The organism is Aeromonas sp. s2 (assembly GCF_040907935.1).
Taxonomy (GTDB): Bacteria; Pseudomonadota; Gammaproteobacteria; order Enterobacterales; family Aeromonadaceae; genus Aeromonas; species Aeromonas dhakensis.
In genome coordinates, this window is record NZ_JBFOCR010000014.1 from 352,222 (window position 1) to 368,572 (window position 16,351).

A 16,351-nucleotide genomic window follows, 5' to 3' on the forward strand; every position below is an offset into this window, starting at 1 on the left:
TGTTTTTGCATTCTATTTTCTTTCGTTCGAAAGTTGATTTGATTTTGATCAACTAAATTGCGGATGTTATGTCGCTAGAATGGCGACAGATTGCACATCCCCTTAAGGAGTCAGAGATGGAGCTTTATCTCGATACTGCCGATGTGGCTGCGGTGCGCCGCTGGTCACGGATCCTGCCGCTGGCCGGCGTCACCACCAACCCGTCCATTACCGCTGCCGGTGGCATGCCGCTGGCCGAGCTGCTGCCCGCTCTGCGGGAGGCGCTGGGTCCCAAGGCGCGGCTGTTTGCCCAGGTGATGGCCAAAACCGAGACCGAGATGGTGCGCGAGGCATTTGCCCTGCGTGAGCTGGACCGGGACCTGGTGATCAAGATCCCGGTATGTGAAGAGGGGCTGGCGGCCATCAAGACCCTGACGGCCAACGGGGTGCCGACCCTGGGCACGGCGGTCTATACCCCGCTGCAGGGCTGGCTGGCGGCGGTGGCGGGGGCCGAATACGTAGCGCCCTACGTCAACCGGCTGGATGCCCAGGGGGGCGATGGCATCGCCACCGTGCAGGAGCTGCAACAGCTGCTGGCGCTGCACGCGCCGCACAGCAAGGTGCTGGCAGCCTCCTTCCGCACCCCGCGCCAGGCCCTCGACTGCCTGCTGGCGGGTTGCCAGTCCATCACATTGCCGCTCGACGTGGCCGAACAGCTGCTGCGGGTGCCGGCGGTGGACGCGGCGCTGGCGAAGTTTGATCAGGATTGGCAGCGGGCGTTTGCCTGAGCCTGTTTGAAGGCCGGATGATGAAGGGGCGGCAGGCGGGCTAAGCTAGAAGAGAGGGCCCGCTGTGGCGGGCCGGTATCGATGGCTGATCGGAGGTGCCCCATGAGCGACCATACCCTGCTGCCCCACGGTGAAGATCTGCGCCGCGCCGTGCGCTGGCTCAGCGAGCACCATCAACACGACATCCGGGCCATCGAAGAGGCCTGCATCCGCTTCGATCTGTCGCCGCTGGATGAGGAGTTCCTCATCCAGCACTGCGTCGAGCGGTCGCGGGAAGAGGGCGCCAACTAGACGAAGTTGGCGAGGTTGATGCCGAACTCCTTGGGATCGACCGTGCTCTCGATGGTCTCCTGCACCCCGTTCTTGGCCAGATCCAGCCACTGCACCTCGAGGTAGTGGCGCTGGGCCCCGTGATAAATCACCTTCACCACCGGTTTGAGCGGTTCATGGGGATTGCGCTGCATGACGATGGCCAGCCGCTGGTTGGAGAGCTGGACCAGGGTACCTACCGGATAGACCCCCATGCACTTGATGAACTTGGTGACCAGTTCGGCATCGAAGTGGTGGTTGATCCCCTTGAGCAGAATGCGAAAGGCCTGGGTCGGCTGCATCCCCTGCTTGTAAACCCGATCCGCCGTGACCGCGTCATAGACATCGACGATGCCGCTCATGCGGGTATAGAGCGAGAGCTGCTCGCCCTTGAGCCGCTGCGGGTAACCGGTGCCGTCGAGCCGCTCGTGATGGTTGGCGGCCACCTCCAGCATGGTGGCGGTGATGCCGGGGGTGTTGCTCAGGATCTCGTAGCTGTGCACCACGTGCTGGCGCATGACCACAAACTCCTCGTCGGTGAGCTTGCCCGGTTTGTTCAGCACCTCGTCCGGGGTCATGATCTTGCCCACGTCGTGCAGCAGGCCGCCCAGGGTCAGCTCCTTGAGCACGCTGCGATCCAGGTCCAGATAACGGCCGAAGTTCGCCAGCAGGATGGCGACGTTCATGGAGTGCTCCATCAGGTAGGCATCCTTGGCGCGAATGCGGGCCAGACAGAGCATGGCGTCGCCGTGGGTGAACATGGTGTCCACCATCTCCTCGGCCACTGCCGCCAGCGGCGTGATGTCGATGGGCTCCCCCGCCTTGAGGTGGCGGATGAACTTGCCCTGCAACTCGCGAGCCTCCTGATAAAGCCGGCGGATCTTGAGTTCACGCCCCTCGCCGTTGCCACTGCCGGAGGGACGTTGTGAGCTGGTCGAAGAGACGGCGGGCTGGGGGGAGATGACCTGCTCGATGCCGGGCAGTTTGCTGCGGGCGAGATCGACCCGCACCGTGAGTACGCCGCGCCTGACCAGATCGTTGATCTGCTGACGGGTGGTCACCAGCCCCATCTGGGCAATCTCCATGCCGCCGGTCTGGCTGGTAATGGCGATCACGTACATGCCGGGTTGCAGCTGGTTGACGGGGATAACGGGATGAGGAGTGTGCGACTTCATACGGCTTCCTGACATTATTATTATGCGTGACGTTAGGCCCTCTGTTGGCAGTCTAACACCGGCGCCGGGGTTCGTCATGGCGACATGCTGGCCGGCCTTGGCGCTTAGTGCTGGAGTTGTCGGCCCCGGCCGATATAATGACGCCCCTTTCTTGATGGACTCTGAGGTTGTGCATGCGGCTCGATAAATTTCTTTGCGATTGTTCCGACTTGACCCGCTCGCTGGCGGGCAAACTGATCCGGCAGGGAGAGGTGATGGTGGACGGCATCGTGGTCAAGCAGCCCGCCTTCCACATCAACGAGCAGAGCCAGATCGAGTTCGACGGCGTCACCCTGACCCTGGATCAGCGCAACCGCTACTTCATGCTGCACAAGCCGGAAGGGTATGTCTGCTCCAACGAGGATCCGGATCACCCCACCGTCTTCTTCCTGATGGACGAGCCGGCCATGGGCAAGCTGCACGTGGTGGGGCGGCTCGATCTCGACACCACAGGTCTGGTACTGGTGACCGATGACGGCCAGTGGTCCCATCACATCACCTCCCCCCGTCACGAGTGCGCCAAGACCTATCACGTCTGGCTGGCCGATCCGGTGAGCCCGGATGCCATTGCGCTGTTTGCCGAAGGGGTGCTGCTGCGCCGCGAGACCGAGAAGACCCGGCCGGCCCAGCTGGAGATCCTGGGAGAGTGCGAGGCGCGTCTGACCATCCACGAGGGCAAGTACCATCAGGTGAAGCGGATGTTTGCCGCCATCGGCAACAAGGTGGTGGGGCTGCACCGGGAGCGGGTGGGCGATCTGGTGCTGGACGACGATCTGGCGCCGGGCGAATATCGCGAGCTGACTGCCGACGAAATCGCCCGCTTCTGATCGCCAGGAGTCAGTGGCCGCTGGCGCCCAGCACCAGCACGGTCCCCAGGGTGGCCAGCAGGGTGCCGGCCCAGGCGGCGGCGGACGGCCGCTCGCCCGAGTGCCACCACAGCAGTGGCAGCAAGATGACGGGGGTGGTGGAGGAGAGGATGGCCACCATGCCCACGTCCCCCTGTTTCAGGGCCACCAGGATCAGCGTCATGCCGAGCGCCATGGCGAGGAATCCGTTGAGGGCTATCATGCCGAAGATGCGACGGTTGATGGGATGCTGCGGCTTGCTCAGTGGCAGCCCGGTCATGCGCAGGGCGCAGTGAGCCAGCAGGGCGCTGCCCATCCTGACGCCGGAGGCGCTCACCGCATCGACGTCGCCGCCCATCATCACCGGCTTGGCGATGATGGCGCCCAGGCTCTGGCAGAGGGCGGCGGTCAGCCCTAGCGCGACCCCGGCTGCCAGGCTGCCCCGTATTTTCTCCCATTCGCTGCCGCTGCTGCGCCGACCAAACAGAATGGCCAGCATGACGCCGACAAACACCAGCATGGCGCCGGCCAGCCGGGAACCGGTCAACTGCTCGTTGAACAGCCAGAGCCCGAGCAGGGCGGAGAACAGCGCATGGCAAGAAAACAGCAGACCGCTGCGACGGGGGCCCAGCCGGTTCATGCAGGCGTAGAGGGCGGTATCGCCGATGAAGATGCCGATGAGGCCCGAGATGGCCAGCAGGGGGAGGGCGCTGCCCGAGAGGGTATGCCAGCCGCCGGTCAAGAGACTCATGCTGCCGAGCATCAGACTGACCAGGCACATCCGCCAGCGGCTGTAGGCAAATGGCCCCAGATGGCGAGCCGGTTTGACGGAAATCAGGGCCGCCACTGCCCATAAACTGGCCGCTGCCAGCGCCAGCCACTCATACCCCATAAAAACTCCTGAAAAAAATAGCCCGAGAGACTCCATCTCTTGGGCAAGCCCGATACAATACGGGGCGTCTTCGGGGATAACAAGCGCGGCATCATGCATTCGTATCCAGGCGCGCCGCCGGCCTTCCCCCTTTCCTGAAATAAGTGTATTGAACGAGGTTTATGTCATGGTTTACCGCTTAGTACGCCGGCCGGCACCACGCTGGCTCTCCCCCTTGCTGCTGGGGCTGCTGCTGACCCCGTCGCTGCAGGCGACCACGGTATCCCAGGATCCCGCGTTGTCGGATCGCCAGACCCTGGTCAAGGGCAATGGCGCCGAGCCCGAATCCCTCGACCCGGCCCAGATCCGCTCCGGCTTCCCCGGTGAAGTGGTGCTGGTGGACCTGTTTGAAGGGTTGGTGAGCGAGGATGGCCAGGGGCGGATCGTGCCGGCCCAGGCCCAGCGCTGGGAGACCAGTGCAGACGGGCTGGTCTGGCGTTTCTTCCTGCGCCCGCAGCTCAAGTGGTCCAACGGCGAGCCGCTCACCGCCGCCGACTTCGTCTATGCCTGGCGCCGTCTGCTGGATCCCGCCCAGGCTTCCCCCTCTGCCGGCCTGCTGCTGGCAACCGGCATCAACAATGCCCAGTCCATCTACGCCGGCGCGCTCGATCTCAACACCCTGGGGGTGGAAGCCGAGAGCGAGCAGATCCTGAAAGTGACGCTGGAGCGGCCGGTTCCCTACTTCCTGCAACTGATAAGCCAGCGCCCCTTCGTGCCGGTCAACGAGAAAGCCATCAGCCAGTTCGGCAAGCAGTGGACCCAGCCCGGCAAGCTGGTCAGCAACGGCGCCTACAAGCTGGTGAACTGGGTACCGAACGAGCGCATCGAGGCGGAGCGCAACGTGCAGTACTGGGATGATGCCCACACCCGGATCCAGCGGGTGACCTATCTGCCGCTCGCCTCCCAGCATGCCGAACGGCTGCGCTACGAGGCGGGGGAGATCCAGCTCACCAACAAGGTGGCGCTGGAGTATTACCAGAAAACCAGGGAGGCAACCCCCGAGCGGATCTGGGGCCTGCCGCTGCTGGGCACCTACCTCTACACCTTCAACCTGCGCCGTCCCGAGCTGCAGGACGTGCGGGTGCGCCAGGCACTGGCCATGACCATCGATCGTCATCTGTTGACCGAGAAGGTCAGCGGGCAGGGCGAGCAACCCGCCTGGTCGTTGCTGCCCGGCATGCCGGGCTACGAGGCGCTGAGCTCCCCCCTGGCCCTGCAGGATCAGCCGACCCGGCTGGCCAGGGCTGCGGCGCTGCTGGCCCAGGCGGGCTATGACAGTCAACATCCTCTCAAGCTGACGCTCACCTACAACACTTCTGAGAATCACAAGAAGCTGGCGCTGGCCGTCGCAGCCATGTGGAAGCCGCTGGGGGTCGAAGTGACGCTCAACAATATGGAGTGGAATGCCTATCAGGTGGCGAAAGACAGCGGCGATTTCATGCTGGCCCGATCCTTCCTGTTCGGGGATTACGTGGAGCCCTCTGCCATGCTCAACAGCTTCCGCTGCCAGGATCCCCAGAACGAGAGCGGTTACTGCAACCCGGCCTTCGACGGCCTGCTGCAACAGGCGGCCGATACCCTGGATGGCAATGCCAGGAGCGGGATCTACCACCAGGCAGAGCAGTTGCTGATGGACGAGATACCGGCCATCCCCGTCTATCACTACAACCAGATGCGACTGGTGGATCCCACCCTGCGCGGCCTGCCGGTGCAGAACCTGAAGGGGGCGATCGCCACCAAGGATCTCTACTTCAGTCAGCAGTAAGGAGCTTGCCATGAAAATAGCCATTCTTTCCGACCTGCACGGCAGCCTGAGCGCGCTGGAGCAGGTACTCGACCAGCTCGCTCCCTGGCAGCCGGATCACTATCTGCTGCTCGGCGATCTGCTCAATCACGGCCCACGCAATCCGGTACCGCCTGGCTATGCTCCCGCGGCCGTGGCCGAGCGGCTCAACGGGCTGGCCTCCCGCATCATGGCGGTGCGTGGCAACTGTGATTCGGAAGTGGATCAGATGCTGCTGGATTTTCCCATCACCGCCCCTTACAACCAGCTGCTGGTGGATGGCCGGCGCTGGTTCGTCAGTCATGGCCATCTCTATCAGCCTGCTGCGGTGCCGCTGCCCGCCGGCAGCCTGTTCATCAGCGGCCACACCCATCTGCCCGTGCTGCAGCGGGAAGGGGAGCTGGTGTTGATGAACCCGGGATCCATCTGTTTTCCACGCGGCAACCTGGCGGCAAGTTATGGCCGCTACGAGGATGGAGTGCTTGGCATTCACGCCTGTGCGGACAGCGAAGTGCTGTTACAGCTGGCGCTGTAAAAAAGAGAAGGGAGGATGGTTGTGCTGCGGGGCAGCCTGCTGTCGTAACGGGGGAGGTCAGGCCTTGATGCCGATGGAGCGGGTACCGGAGCGGGTATTGCCCTTGGCGTCATAGGTCAGGGAGTTGCGATCCCTCAGCTTGCTCAGGTAGCTGGCCAGCCGGCGGTTGGAGACGATGCTGAGTTCGAGCAGGCGCCCGTTCAGATCGTTCTGTTCCTGGCAGGCATCTAGTTTCTCGCGCAGTACGCGCATCTGCTCGGGATAGGCATTCAGTTGCTGTTTCAGGTCGGGCAGCAGGGCCATGGCCTTGTCCAGCTCTTCAATATCGGCAAGCAGCTTCTGTTTACGCTCAGCCAGCTCGGGCAGCGCCAGCGCCTGGTGCTGCTTGAGCAGGTTGAACTCCTCCTCCAGCAAGCCCTGCATCTGGGAGAGGTAGTCGTCTTGGGTGTGCAGCAGCGAAGGTAAATCCATCATCCCAGCAACTTGTCGAGGCTGGATTCAAAACTGAACATCTTCTTGGCCACAGCTTCGCTGTCGACCCGATATTCACCATTGGCCACGGCTTTCTTCAGGCTCTCGACCCGGCTTTCATTGCCGGTGGAGGCTGAGTTGAGGTTCTTCTGCATCTGTTGCAATTGCTGCGCCTCGCTGGTCAGAGAGACGGAGTCGGTCTTGACGGCCGCCGCACGGTTGTCGGAGGACGAGGTCGCTGGTTTGGTGCTGGCACCCTGGCTGCTACCGGTATTTTGCAACCGATTGTTCGCCAAGTTGTTGATATTGTTAATAGCCATAGTGTTTACCTTCGCCTGCTTTGCTGTTCGCTTACCTGTTTATCGGTGGCTGCCGTCATAACTTTAGAAAAAAGTGATCCGAAAATACTCAGAAGGTGACCACCACGGAGCCAACTGCGTTGACTTTTCCCTGCACCGTTTTGCCTGACCGGATATTGACGAGCCTGATCATGTCTCCGAAGCTGCCATCTTGCAAGGCTCGGGCCATGGTTTTGATTTGCATGCTGCTATTTTCTGCGCTGAGGGTCACCTGGTCACCCTTGCAGACGACGCAGACCTGGCTGAGCCGGATGGGCTGGCCCGGCTTGAGCTCCCGCTTGCTGCGAACGCCGATGAGGGCCGTGGTATCGCTGAGATAGTCGCCGCGGATCAGGGTCTGATCCTGGTAGGCCTGTGTCAGCACGCTCTCGCTGAGGATGTCGCCCTTGGCCACCGGCGTGGAGACGGTCACATACGGCTTCTGTATGCTGATGCGCACCGGCAGGTAGAGATCCCAGGGTTTCTCCTCCTCACACTTGAGATAGACGGTGGTATTGCGGCGGATCTCCATCTTGGCGGGCAGGGTGATGGACAGATGCTCTTCGCAGCGGCTCAGGGGAAGACGTTCATCGATGGAAGCGGCCTGCACCTGTGCCTGGGCGTCGAGGGGGACATCGAGCTGGCCGAGCACAAATTCCTGCGCCTTTTCTTGCAAGTAACTGGTCACCTCGGATGCCGTGGCGTGAGAAATGCCGCAAAACAGCAGTAAGGTGAGGAAAAGTCTACTAATCATTTTCGCTCGCAGGCCGATAAGTTGTTCACGTATATCACCATATTTAACTATGCTTGCTTCAGAATTCGTTCGTAGTGACATCGACAGTCTGACGCAAGCCAACACGCATGCATGATTAATGCCAAGCGTTTTTAGGGAGTGTTTATGGCCAGTATCCTGGACTCGGTCAACCAACGTACCCAGCTGGTGGGACAAAACCGGCTGGAATTGTTGTTGTTTCGTCTCAACGGACGTCAAAGATTTGGCATCAACGTATTCAAGGTTCGTGAAGTGTTGCAGTGTCCTCCCTTGACCGTCATGCCCAAGCTAAACTCCTGCATTCGCGGGGTGGCCCACATTCGTGGCCAGACGATCTCCGTCATCGATCTGAGCATGGCGATGGGCAAGCGTCCTATCGAAGATCTGACCAAGTGTTTCATCATCATCTCTGAATACAACCGCTCCATTCAGGGCTTTCTGGTGCACTCGGTGGAGCGCATCATCAACATGAACTGGGAATCCATCCTGCCACCGCCGAAAGGGGCTGGGCGCATCAACTACATGACGGCCGTCACCGAGGTGGATGGGGAGCTGGTAGAGATCCTGGACGTGGAGCGCATCCTCAACGAGATTTCGCCGGTGTCGACCGAAGTGAGCCAGGAGCTGGTAGAGGCCAGCGTAGAACACCCGACCCTGGGACGTCCGGTGCTGGTGGCCGATGACTCTTCTGTGGCCCGCAAGCAGGTGCAGCGCGCCCTCGAGGCCATCGGGGTACAGTGCGTGCTGGCCAAGGATGGACGCGAAGCGCTCAACATGTTGCTGGAGATGTCCAAAAACGGTCCCATCAAGGATCAGATCGCCCTGGTGATCTCGGACATCGAGATGCCGGAGATGGATGGATATACTTTCACGGCAGAGATCCGCAACAATCCCAATCTCAAGGACTTACATGTTATTCTGCACACATCCCTCAGTGGGGTGTTCAATCAGGCCATGGTGCAGAAAGTTGGTGCGAACAATTTCATTGCCAAATTCCAGCCGGATGAATTGGCCAAGGCCGTACAAGGCGCACTCTAATCAAGAAGAACAAACTGCATGAAGACACTTTCGGACGACTTATACAAACAATTCAGCAATTTTCTGGCGGTACAGAGCGGAATCGTGCTGGGTGACAACAAACAGTATCTGGTCAAGAGTCGGCTTTCACCCTTGATGACTCAGTTTGGTATTGAGAGTCTGTCTGATCTGGTTACTCGAGCGATGAGTGTGCGTGAGCGTGACCTGAAAATGGCAGTGGTTGATGCCATGACCACCAACGAAACCCTGTGGTTTCGCGATACCTATCCCTTCCAGCTACTGACCGACAAGATCTTTCCCGAACTGGGCAAGAGCGGTCGGCCCATCAAGATCTGGTCTGCGGCCTCTTCCTCCGGACAGGAGCCCTATTCCATCGCCATGACGGCGCTGGAACAGCAGATGAAGAAGCCCGGCACCTTGCCAGGCGGCGTCCAGATCGTGGGGACGGACATCTCGACCACCATGCTCAATCAGTGCAAGGAGGGGGTATACGACAGCCTGGCACTGGCCCGTGGTCTGTCGCCCGAGCGCAAGAAGCTGTTCTTCGAACCCCATGGTGACAACAAGATGCGGGTGGTGGAGCGTGTCAGAAAATTGACCACCTTCCGGCCCTTGAACCTGCTGGAGAGCTACAGCCTGCTTGGCAAGTTTGACATCATCTTCTGTCGCAACGTACTCATCTACTTTGCCCCGGAAGTGAAGTCCAAGATCCTCAACCAGTTTGCAGCCAGCCTCAATCCCGGCGGCTACCTGATGTTGGGGGCTTCCGAGTCGCTGGCCGGTTTGACCGACAGGTTCGAGATGATTCGCTGCAACCCCGGCATCGTCTACAAGGTTAAATGATCCCCGCTTAAATCCCTCTTTGGCACACCTCTTGCTAATAATTTCTCAAGCAGGAGGTGTGCTATGGCAATTTCATTCGACAAGGCATTTGGTATTCATCAATACACGCTGAGCGTTCGCTCCAAGCGTGCCGAGGTGTTGTCCAGCAACATTGCCAACGCGGATACTCCTGGCTTCAAGGCCAGAGACATCAACTTCTCGCAAGCATTGGAAGAGGCCCAGCAACATCAGGGCTTTGGCCTTGCCACGACCAGCGAGAAGCACTTTGCCCTGCAGATGGATGCGCCCGGCGTGACGCAGTATCGCAATCCCCTGCAGCCGGATACCGGTGATGGCAACACGGTGGACGTGCAGCAGGAGCGCAGCGAGTTCTTGCGCAATAGCCTTGAATACCAGACCTCCCTTGAATTTATGAACAGCAAGATCAGTGGCCTGCTGAAGGCCTTGAAAGGAGAACAGTGATGAGTTTGTTCAAGGTCTTTGACATTGCAGGCTCGGCCATGAGTGCACAGTCTGTTCGACTCAACACGGTAGCCAGCAACATGGCCAACGCCGACAGCGTGAGCTCCAGCGTGGAAAAAACTTACCATGCCAGGCGGCCAATCTTTGCCGCCCAGCTGGATCAGGCCATGTCGGACAAACAGGCGTCGGCCGGGGTTGAAGTGAAGGGCATTGTCGAGAGCGATGCCCCTCTGCTCAAGGAGTACAACCCCAACCACCCCATGGCAGACAAGGATGGCTTCATCTTCAAGCCAAACGTCAACATGGTGGAAGAGATGGCGGACATGATCAACGCCTCGCGCAGCTATCAAACCAACGTGCAGGTGGCCGATTCTGCCAAGAAGATGCTGCAGCAGACGCTCAACCTCGGCAAGTCCTGACAGGGGGACGCATAAATGGCAGATACAACCAGTGGTGTGAACGGTATTGGCTATACCTCCACCCAGACCACGGGCACGACCACCACTCCGAAGAAGGAGCTGGATCAGGAGTCGTTCCTGAAGCTGCTGACCATGCAGCTCTCCTATCAGGATCCGTTCAAACCGGTGGACAACGCCCAGATGCTTTCCCAGATGACGTCCATGTCGACGTCTCAGGGGATCAGCAGCCTGTCGAACCAGATTGGCAGCCTCAATACCTTGATGACCTCCAGCCAGGCGCTGCAGGCGTCGGCACTGGTGGGGCAAAACGTCTTGCTGCAGAGCAACGTCGGCTACCTGGAAAAAGATGGTTCTTTGCCGGGTGTGGTCGCAGTGGGCACAGAAAACAAGTATTCGAACGTCAAGATCACCATCGAAGACGAGAGCGGACAGGTCATCAAGGAGTTTCCGCTGGAAGGTGACCAGAAGGGCAACGTCGAGATTGTATGGGATGGCAAGGACAAGAACGGAAACCCGGCCAAAGAGGGCAAATACACCCTCAAGGCAAACGGTACCGTGGACGGTAAGTCGGAGAGTGTGCCGATCTTTGCCTACGGCAAGGTCGACAGCGTGATCCTGGGTTCGGCAAGCAATCCGACCCAGCTCAATTTGAAAGGCCTCGGTACAACAAGCTTGAACAGTATCTTGCAGATTGCAGGTACGGTGAAAACACCATCAACCACCACGCCAACAGCATCGATCTAAGGAGCTGGATATGTCATTTAACAATGCCTTGAGCGGTGTCAACGCGGCACAAAAAGATCTGAACGTTACCGCCAACAACATTGCCAACGTCAATACCACGGGCTTTAAAGAGTCTCGTGCCGAGTTTGCGGACGTCTACGCCAACTCCATCTTCGTCAATGCCAAGACCCAGGTCGGCAACGGTGTGGCAACGGGGGCGGTGGCGCAGCAGTTCCATCAGGGGGCGCTGCAATTCACCAACAACGCCCTTGATTTGTCCATCCAGGGCAACGGCTTCTTCGTGACGTCGGACGGTCTGACCAACCTGGATCGTACCTTTACCCGGGCTGGGGCCTTCAAGCTGAATGAAAACAGCTATATGGTCAACAATCAGGGCAACTATCTGCAAGGTTATGAAATCAATACAGATGGAACACCCAAGGCGGTCAGCATCAACGCCACCAAGCCGATTCAAATTCCGGATCGGGCGGGCGAGCCCAAAATGACCGAGCTGGTGGAAGCCAGTTTCAACCTGAGTATCGAGTCGAAAACCAAACCGACGTCACCGGCTGCGTTTGATCACACCAACTCCGCCACCTTTGCACACTCAACTTCCGTGACGATTTATGATTCGCTGGGTGCCCCCCACGTGATCACCAAGTATTTTGTCCGCCACGAGGATCCGGCTGCCCCGGGAACGCCGCTGACCCCGGGTACCTGGAGCATGTACATGTATGAGGGGGACAAGCCCATCGACATCGCTGGTGGTTCACCCAGCCCGGCCGCAGGTGTCCCCACCGGCGTCCAGATGACGTTTACCTCCGGTGGCAAACTGGATACAGCGCTGACCGTTCCGGCAGATCCGATCAAAACCGTCGAGCTTGGTACTGCGGCCGGGATTATCACCAACGGTGCCGACCCCACCCAGACACTGGAGATCCGTCTCGGCGACGTGACGCAATACAGCTCGCCTTTCAACGTCACCAAGCTGACTCAGGATGGCGCCACAGTCGGTAATCTGACCAAGGTGGAGATCACGCCGGATGGTATTGTGTCAGCGACCTACAGCAATGCGACCACGTTGAAGGTTGCCATGGTGGCACTTGCCAAGTTCGCCAACTCGCAAGGATTGACCCAGGTTGGCGATACCTCCTGGCGCCAGTCTCTGCTCTCAGGCGATGCGTTGCCAGGCACCCCCAATTCGGGCACCCTGGGCAGCATCAAGTCCTCTGCGCTGGAGCAGTCCAACGTGGATTTGACCTCCCAGCTGGTCAACCTCATCACGGCGCAGCGCAACTTCCAGGCCAACTCCCGTTCGCTGGAAGTGAACAGCTCCCTGCAGCAGACCATACTGCAGATCCGTTAAGTCTGGTTGCATGCACGACAAGGGGCGCTTCGGCGCCCCTTTTTATTGCCTGTTGTTGCGGGTGATTGCGGCGGTAACTGACAAGCTTGATGGGGATTGGCATTCAAATTGCAGTTCCTCTGTCAGAGTCATCAGTTTGACGGAGGATCCCATGGATCACCTGCTATACATCGCCATGTCCGGGGCCAAGGAGAGCATGAACAGCCTGGCTGTTCGAAGCAACAACCTGGCCAACGCCAACACCACCGGCTTCAAGTCTGACTTCGAGCAGGCACGCAGCATGCAGGCGTTTGGCGAAGGACTGCCCACCCGGGTGTTCGCCATGGCGGAGCGGCCGGGACAGAACCTGCAGCACGGCATGCTGATGACCACGGGTCGGGATCTTGACGTTGCCGTCGACGGTCCGGGCTGGATTGCAGTGCAGGATCCCAAGGGCGGTGAAGCCTATACCCGCATGGGCAACCTGCAGCTCAGCGCCACCGGCAATCTGCAGACCTCCACCGGCCTGAACGTGGTGGACGACGGCGGTCAGCCCATCGTGCTGCCGCTGCCGATGGAGAAGATCGAAATCAACCGGGACGGCACCATCAGCGGCCGGCCGGAGGGGGCCGCCCCCAACCTGCCGGAGGAGTACCAGCGCATCAAACTGGTCAACCCGGCAGCCGATGCGGTGGAGAAGGGGCAGGATGGCCTGTTCCGTCGCAAGGATGGCCAGAATGAAGCTGCGTCGGCCAATGTGGGCCTCATCGCCGGTTCCCTCGAGGGGAGCAACGTCAACGTGGTCGATGAAATGACCAACCTTATTCGCTTGCAACGTCAGTTCGAAACCCAGGTCAAAATCATGAAGACCGCGGAAGAGAATGACGAGGCCCAAACCCAGCTGCTGCGTATCAGCTAACCAAGGAGTTTTACATGAACCCTGCACTCTGGATCAGCAAGACCGGGTTGGATGCACAGCAGACCAATATCTCGGTTACCTCGAACAACCTGGCGAACGCCAGCACCGTGGGTTACAAAAAATCCCGGGCCATCTTCGAGGATCTGCTCTATCAAAACATCAATCAGCCGGGCGGTCGTTCGTCGGCCGACACCGAGCTCCCCTCCGGCCTGATGCTGGGGGCGGGTGCCAAGGTGGTGGCCACTCAGAAGAACCACAGTCAGGGCAACGTGCAGACCACCGACAACTCGCTGGATCTGATGATAAGTGGCCGCGGCTATTTCGAAATCCAGCTGCCGGACGGCAGCGCCGCCTATACCCGCAACGGCCAGTTCACCCTCAACGATGAAGGGACCATAGTCACGCCGGGCAACGGCTATCCGTTGCAGCCGGAGATCCAGATCCCCGAGAACGCCCAGAGCGTCACCATAGGGGAAGATGGGCAGGTCTCGGTGCAGCTCAAGGGGGATGGCGCCTCCCAGGTCATCGGCCAGATCAATACCAGCGACTTCGTCAATGCCTCCGGCTTGCAGCCGATGGGGGAGAACATGTTTGTCGAGACCCAGTCCAGCGGTGCCCCCATTCAGGGGGTGGCCGGCACGGACGGGCTTGGGGTGATCAAGCAGGGCATGCTGGAGACCTCCAACGTCAACGTGACCGAAGAGCTGGTCAACCTGATCCAGGCCCAGCGGGTGTACGAGATGAACTCCAAGGTTCTCTCGGCGGTGGACGGCATGATGTCCTTCCTGATCCAGCGCACATAAGTAGGAGGCGCACCATGAAAGCCATATGGATGCTGGGACTGATGGTGTTGGGGGGCTGCAGCAGCACCCCCAATACCCCCAAGCCCGATGATCCCGAGTTTGCCCCCGTCTACGGGGAGTCGGAGCCGGTCTCGGTCAGACCGACCGGGGCGATTTTCCAGCCCGATCAGGTCAACGGCATCTACTCGGACATCAAGGCCCACAAGGTGGGTGACATCATCACCATCGAGCTGGCCGAGTCCACCTCTGCCTCCAAGAAGGCCAATACCCAGAGCGGCAAGGACAACAAGCTGACGATGAACACGGCGATGCTGGGTGGCGTGCCGGTAACGGCCGGCCCCTATGATCTGTCTGCCTCCCTTGGCCAGAATGGCGCTTTCAAGGGACAGGCCAAGGCGGATCAGAGCAACAGCCTGCAGGGCAACATCTCCGTCAGCGTGGCCAAGGTACTGCCCAACGGCAACCTGCTGGTGCGCGGCGAGAAGTGGATCATGCTCAACAACGGCAATGAATATATCCGGATCACCGGCATGATCCGCCCCGAGGATGTGACCACGGACAACAGCGTCTCCTCCCAGAAGGTGGCCAATGCCCGCATCCATTACGGTGGTACCGGCGATCTGGCCAACAGCCAGGAACAGGGGTGGCTCACCAGCTTTTTCAATGGTCCCTGGTGGCCGCTCTAGGAGGTGTTATGAAGTCGCTCCGTCTTGTTGCCCTGTTTTGCTGCCTGTTGCCCCTGGGGATGGCTCATGCCTCCCGGATCAAGGACATCAGCTCGGTGGAAGGGGTGCGCAGCAACCAGCTGATCGGCTACGGCCTGGTGGTGGGTCTGCCCGGTACGGGTGAGAAGAGCAACGCCTTCACCGAGCAGACCTTTCGCACCATGCTGAACAACTTCGGCATCAAGGTGCCGGACAACATCAAGCCCAAGATCAAGGACGTGGCGCCGGTGGCCATCCATGCCGATCTGCCCCCTTTTTCCAAACCGGGGCAGACCATAGATGTGACCGTATCGGCCATCGGTGAGGCCAAGAGCCTGCGTGGCGGCACTCTGCTGCAAAGCTTCCTCAAGGGGCTGGATGGCCGGGTCTATGCTGTGGCGCAGGGCAGCCTGGTGGTTGGCGGGCTGGGGGCCGAGGGGGCTGACGGCTCCAAGGTGGTGGTCAATACGCCCACCGTCGGCCGCATCGCCAACGGGGCCACCGTGGAGCGGGAGGTCCCGAACTCCTTCAGTCAGGGGGATACCATCACCTTCAACCTGAACCGTCCCGACTTCACCACGGCGCGCCGGCTGGCCGACGTGGTCAACGATCTGGTCGGCCCCAACACCGCGCAGGCGCTCGATGCCACCTCGGTCAAGGTCTATGCGCCGCGGGATCCGGGCCAGCGGGTCTCCTATCTCGCCACCATCGAGAACCTGGAGGTGGACCCGGCCACCGAGGCGGCCAAGATCATCGTCAACTCCCGTACCGGCACCATCGTCATCGGCAGCCAGGTGCGGCTCAAGCCAGCGGCCATCAGCCATGGCGGCTTGACGGTCACCATCGCCGAGAACCAGCAGGTCTCCCAGCCCAATCCGCTCTCGGGCGGCCAGACGGCGGTGACCAACAACTCCACCATCAATGTGCAGCAGGAGCAGGGGCGCATGTTCAAGCTGGATACCGGGGCGACCCTGGATGATCTGGTGCGGGCGGTGAACCAGGTCGGGGTGGCACCCGGCGACCTGATGGCGATCCTGGAGGCGCTGCAGCAGGCTGGCGCCATCGAAGGCCAGCTGGTCATACTGTAATCAACAAGCGGCAAGGGGTTGCCACGGGCGGCAATGAGGTAA

20 protein-coding genes are annotated in these 16,351 nt (G+C 60.2%); 15 read left to right on the top strand and 5 right to left on the bottom strand.

Annotated elements, in window-relative coordinates:
• Positions 1–116 precede the first annotated feature (116 nt).
• Positions 117–767, top strand: coding sequence for a fructose-6-phosphate aldolase (gene fsa / locus AB5Y81_RS12380; protein WP_005302782.1), 651 nt, complete (start codon positions 117–119; stop codon positions 765–767).
• A 102-nt stretch (positions 768–869) separates the two neighbouring features.
• Positions 870–1,058 carry a hypothetical protein gene (locus tag AB5Y81_RS12385; RefSeq protein ID WP_279484114.1) on the top strand — a complete coding sequence of 63 codons (189 nt, stop codon included), beginning with the start codon at positions 870–872 and terminating at the stop codon, positions 1,056–1,058.
• On the opposite strand, the gene AB5Y81_RS12390 is transcribed toward AB5Y81_RS12385, so the two are convergent.
• On the bottom strand, positions 1,055–2,251 hold the full coding sequence (locus tag AB5Y81_RS12390) for an HD-GYP domain-containing protein (protein ID WP_279484115.1): 1,197 nt from the start codon (positions 2,249–2,251) through the stop codon (positions 1,055–1,057). The two genes, AB5Y81_RS12385 and AB5Y81_RS12390, sit on opposite strands and share 4 nt — an antisense overlap.
• Before the next feature lie 173 nt (positions 2,252–2,424).
• On the opposite strand from AB5Y81_RS12390, the gene rsuA reads away from it, so the two are divergent.
• Positions 2,425–3,117, top strand: coding sequence for a 16S rRNA pseudouridine(516) synthase RsuA (rsuA, locus tag AB5Y81_RS12395; protein WP_279484116.1), 693 nt, complete (start codon positions 2,425–2,427; stop codon positions 3,115–3,117).
• Between the two features lie 10 nt (positions 3,118–3,127).
• On the opposite strand, the gene AB5Y81_RS12400 is transcribed toward rsuA, so the two are convergent.
• Entirely contained in the window at positions 3,128–4,027 is a 900-nt protein-coding gene (locus tag AB5Y81_RS12400; RefSeq protein WP_117402955.1) for a DMT family transporter, read from the bottom strand.
• Positions 4,028–4,193: 166 nt separating this feature from the next.
• Here AB5Y81_RS12400 and AB5Y81_RS12405 point away from each other — a divergent pair, with 166 nt between their 5' ends.
• On the top strand, positions 4,194–5,831 hold the full coding sequence (locus AB5Y81_RS12405; protein ID WP_026139196.1) for a peptide ABC transporter substrate-binding protein: 1,638 nt from the start codon (positions 4,194–4,196) through the stop codon (positions 5,829–5,831).
• A gap of 10 nt (positions 5,832–5,841) precedes the next feature.
• On the top strand, positions 5,842–6,384 hold the full coding sequence (yfcE, locus tag AB5Y81_RS12410) for a phosphodiesterase (RefSeq protein WP_017765628.1): 543 nt from the start codon (positions 5,842–5,844) through the stop codon (positions 6,382–6,384).
• 57 nt (positions 6,385–6,441) lie between these two features.
• Here the strand turns inward: yfcE and AB5Y81_RS12415 are convergent, their stop codons facing one another.
• From AB5Y81_RS12415 to flgA, 3 genes are all read right to left on the bottom strand, one after another.
• Positions 6,442–6,858: a flagella synthesis protein FlgN gene (locus AB5Y81_RS12415; protein ID WP_010633463.1), complete on the bottom strand. Its 417-nt coding sequence runs from the start codon at positions 6,856–6,858 to the stop codon at positions 6,442–6,444.
• The gene (gene flgM / locus AB5Y81_RS12420; protein ID WP_017765627.1) at positions 6,855–7,175 is read right to left on the bottom strand and encodes a flagellar biosynthesis anti-sigma factor FlgM; all 321 of its coding nucleotides are present in this window, start codon (positions 7,173–7,175) and stop codon (positions 6,855–6,857) included. The genes AB5Y81_RS12415 and flgM overlap by 4 nt, the downstream gene beginning before the upstream one ends.
• Before the next feature lie 88 nt (positions 7,176–7,263).
• Entirely contained in the window at positions 7,264–7,869 is a 606-nt protein-coding gene (gene flgA / locus AB5Y81_RS12425) for a flagellar basal body P-ring formation chaperone FlgA (RefSeq protein ID WP_010633464.1), read from the bottom strand.
• A gap of 222 nt (positions 7,870–8,091) precedes the next feature.
• Here flgA and AB5Y81_RS12430 point away from each other — a divergent pair, with 222 nt between their 5' ends.
• From AB5Y81_RS12430 to AB5Y81_RS12475, 10 genes are all read left to right on the top strand, one after another.
• Positions 8,092–9,003, top strand: coding sequence for a chemotaxis protein CheV (locus tag AB5Y81_RS12430; RefSeq protein WP_005302769.1), 912 nt, complete (start codon positions 8,092–8,094; stop codon positions 9,001–9,003).
• A gap of 18 nt (positions 9,004–9,021) precedes the next feature.
• Positions 9,022–9,846, top strand: coding sequence for a protein-glutamate O-methyltransferase CheR (locus AB5Y81_RS12435; RefSeq protein ID WP_005302768.1), 825 nt, complete (start codon positions 9,022–9,024; stop codon positions 9,844–9,846).
• 63 nt (positions 9,847–9,909) lie between these two features.
• Positions 9,910–10,308, top strand: a complete 399-nt coding sequence (flgB, locus tag AB5Y81_RS12440) for a flagellar basal body rod protein FlgB (protein ID WP_005302767.1) — start codon at positions 9,910–9,912, stop codon at positions 10,306–10,308.
• The gene (flgC, locus tag AB5Y81_RS12445) at positions 10,308–10,727 is read left to right on the top strand and encodes a flagellar basal body rod protein FlgC (RefSeq protein ID WP_005302766.1); all 420 of its coding nucleotides are present in this window, start codon (positions 10,308–10,310) and stop codon (positions 10,725–10,727) included. The genes flgB and flgC overlap by 1 nt, the downstream gene beginning before the upstream one ends.
• A 15-nt stretch (positions 10,728–10,742) precedes the next feature.
• A complete protein-coding gene (locus tag AB5Y81_RS12450) occupies positions 10,743–11,471 on the top strand; it encodes a flagellar hook assembly protein FlgD (RefSeq protein ID WP_005302765.1) in 729 nt (242 codons plus the stop codon).
• 10 nt (positions 11,472–11,481) lie between these two features.
• Positions 11,482–12,816, top strand: coding sequence for a flagellar hook protein FlgE (gene flgE, locus AB5Y81_RS12455; RefSeq protein WP_279484117.1), 1,335 nt, complete (start codon positions 11,482–11,484; stop codon positions 12,814–12,816).
• A gap of 151 nt (positions 12,817–12,967) precedes the next feature.
• Positions 12,968–13,714: a flagellar basal-body rod protein FlgF gene (flgF, locus tag AB5Y81_RS12460; RefSeq protein WP_005302763.1), complete on the top strand. Its 747-nt coding sequence runs from the start codon at positions 12,968–12,970 to the stop codon at positions 13,712–13,714.
• Between the two features lie 14 nt (positions 13,715–13,728).
• Positions 13,729–14,517: a flagellar basal-body rod protein FlgG gene (gene flgG / locus AB5Y81_RS12465; protein ID WP_005302762.1), complete on the top strand. Its 789-nt coding sequence runs from the start codon at positions 13,729–13,731 to the stop codon at positions 14,515–14,517.
• 14 nt (positions 14,518–14,531) lie between these two features.
• Positions 14,532–15,203, top strand: coding sequence for a flagellar basal body L-ring protein FlgH (flgH, locus tag AB5Y81_RS12470; protein ID WP_005302761.1), 672 nt, complete (start codon positions 14,532–14,534; stop codon positions 15,201–15,203).
• Between the two features lie 8 nt (positions 15,204–15,211).
• Positions 15,212–16,309, top strand: a complete 1,098-nt coding sequence (locus tag AB5Y81_RS12475; RefSeq protein ID WP_010633466.1) for a flagellar basal body P-ring protein FlgI — start codon at positions 15,212–15,214, stop codon at positions 16,307–16,309.
• Positions 16,310–16,351: the final 42 nt, after the last annotated feature.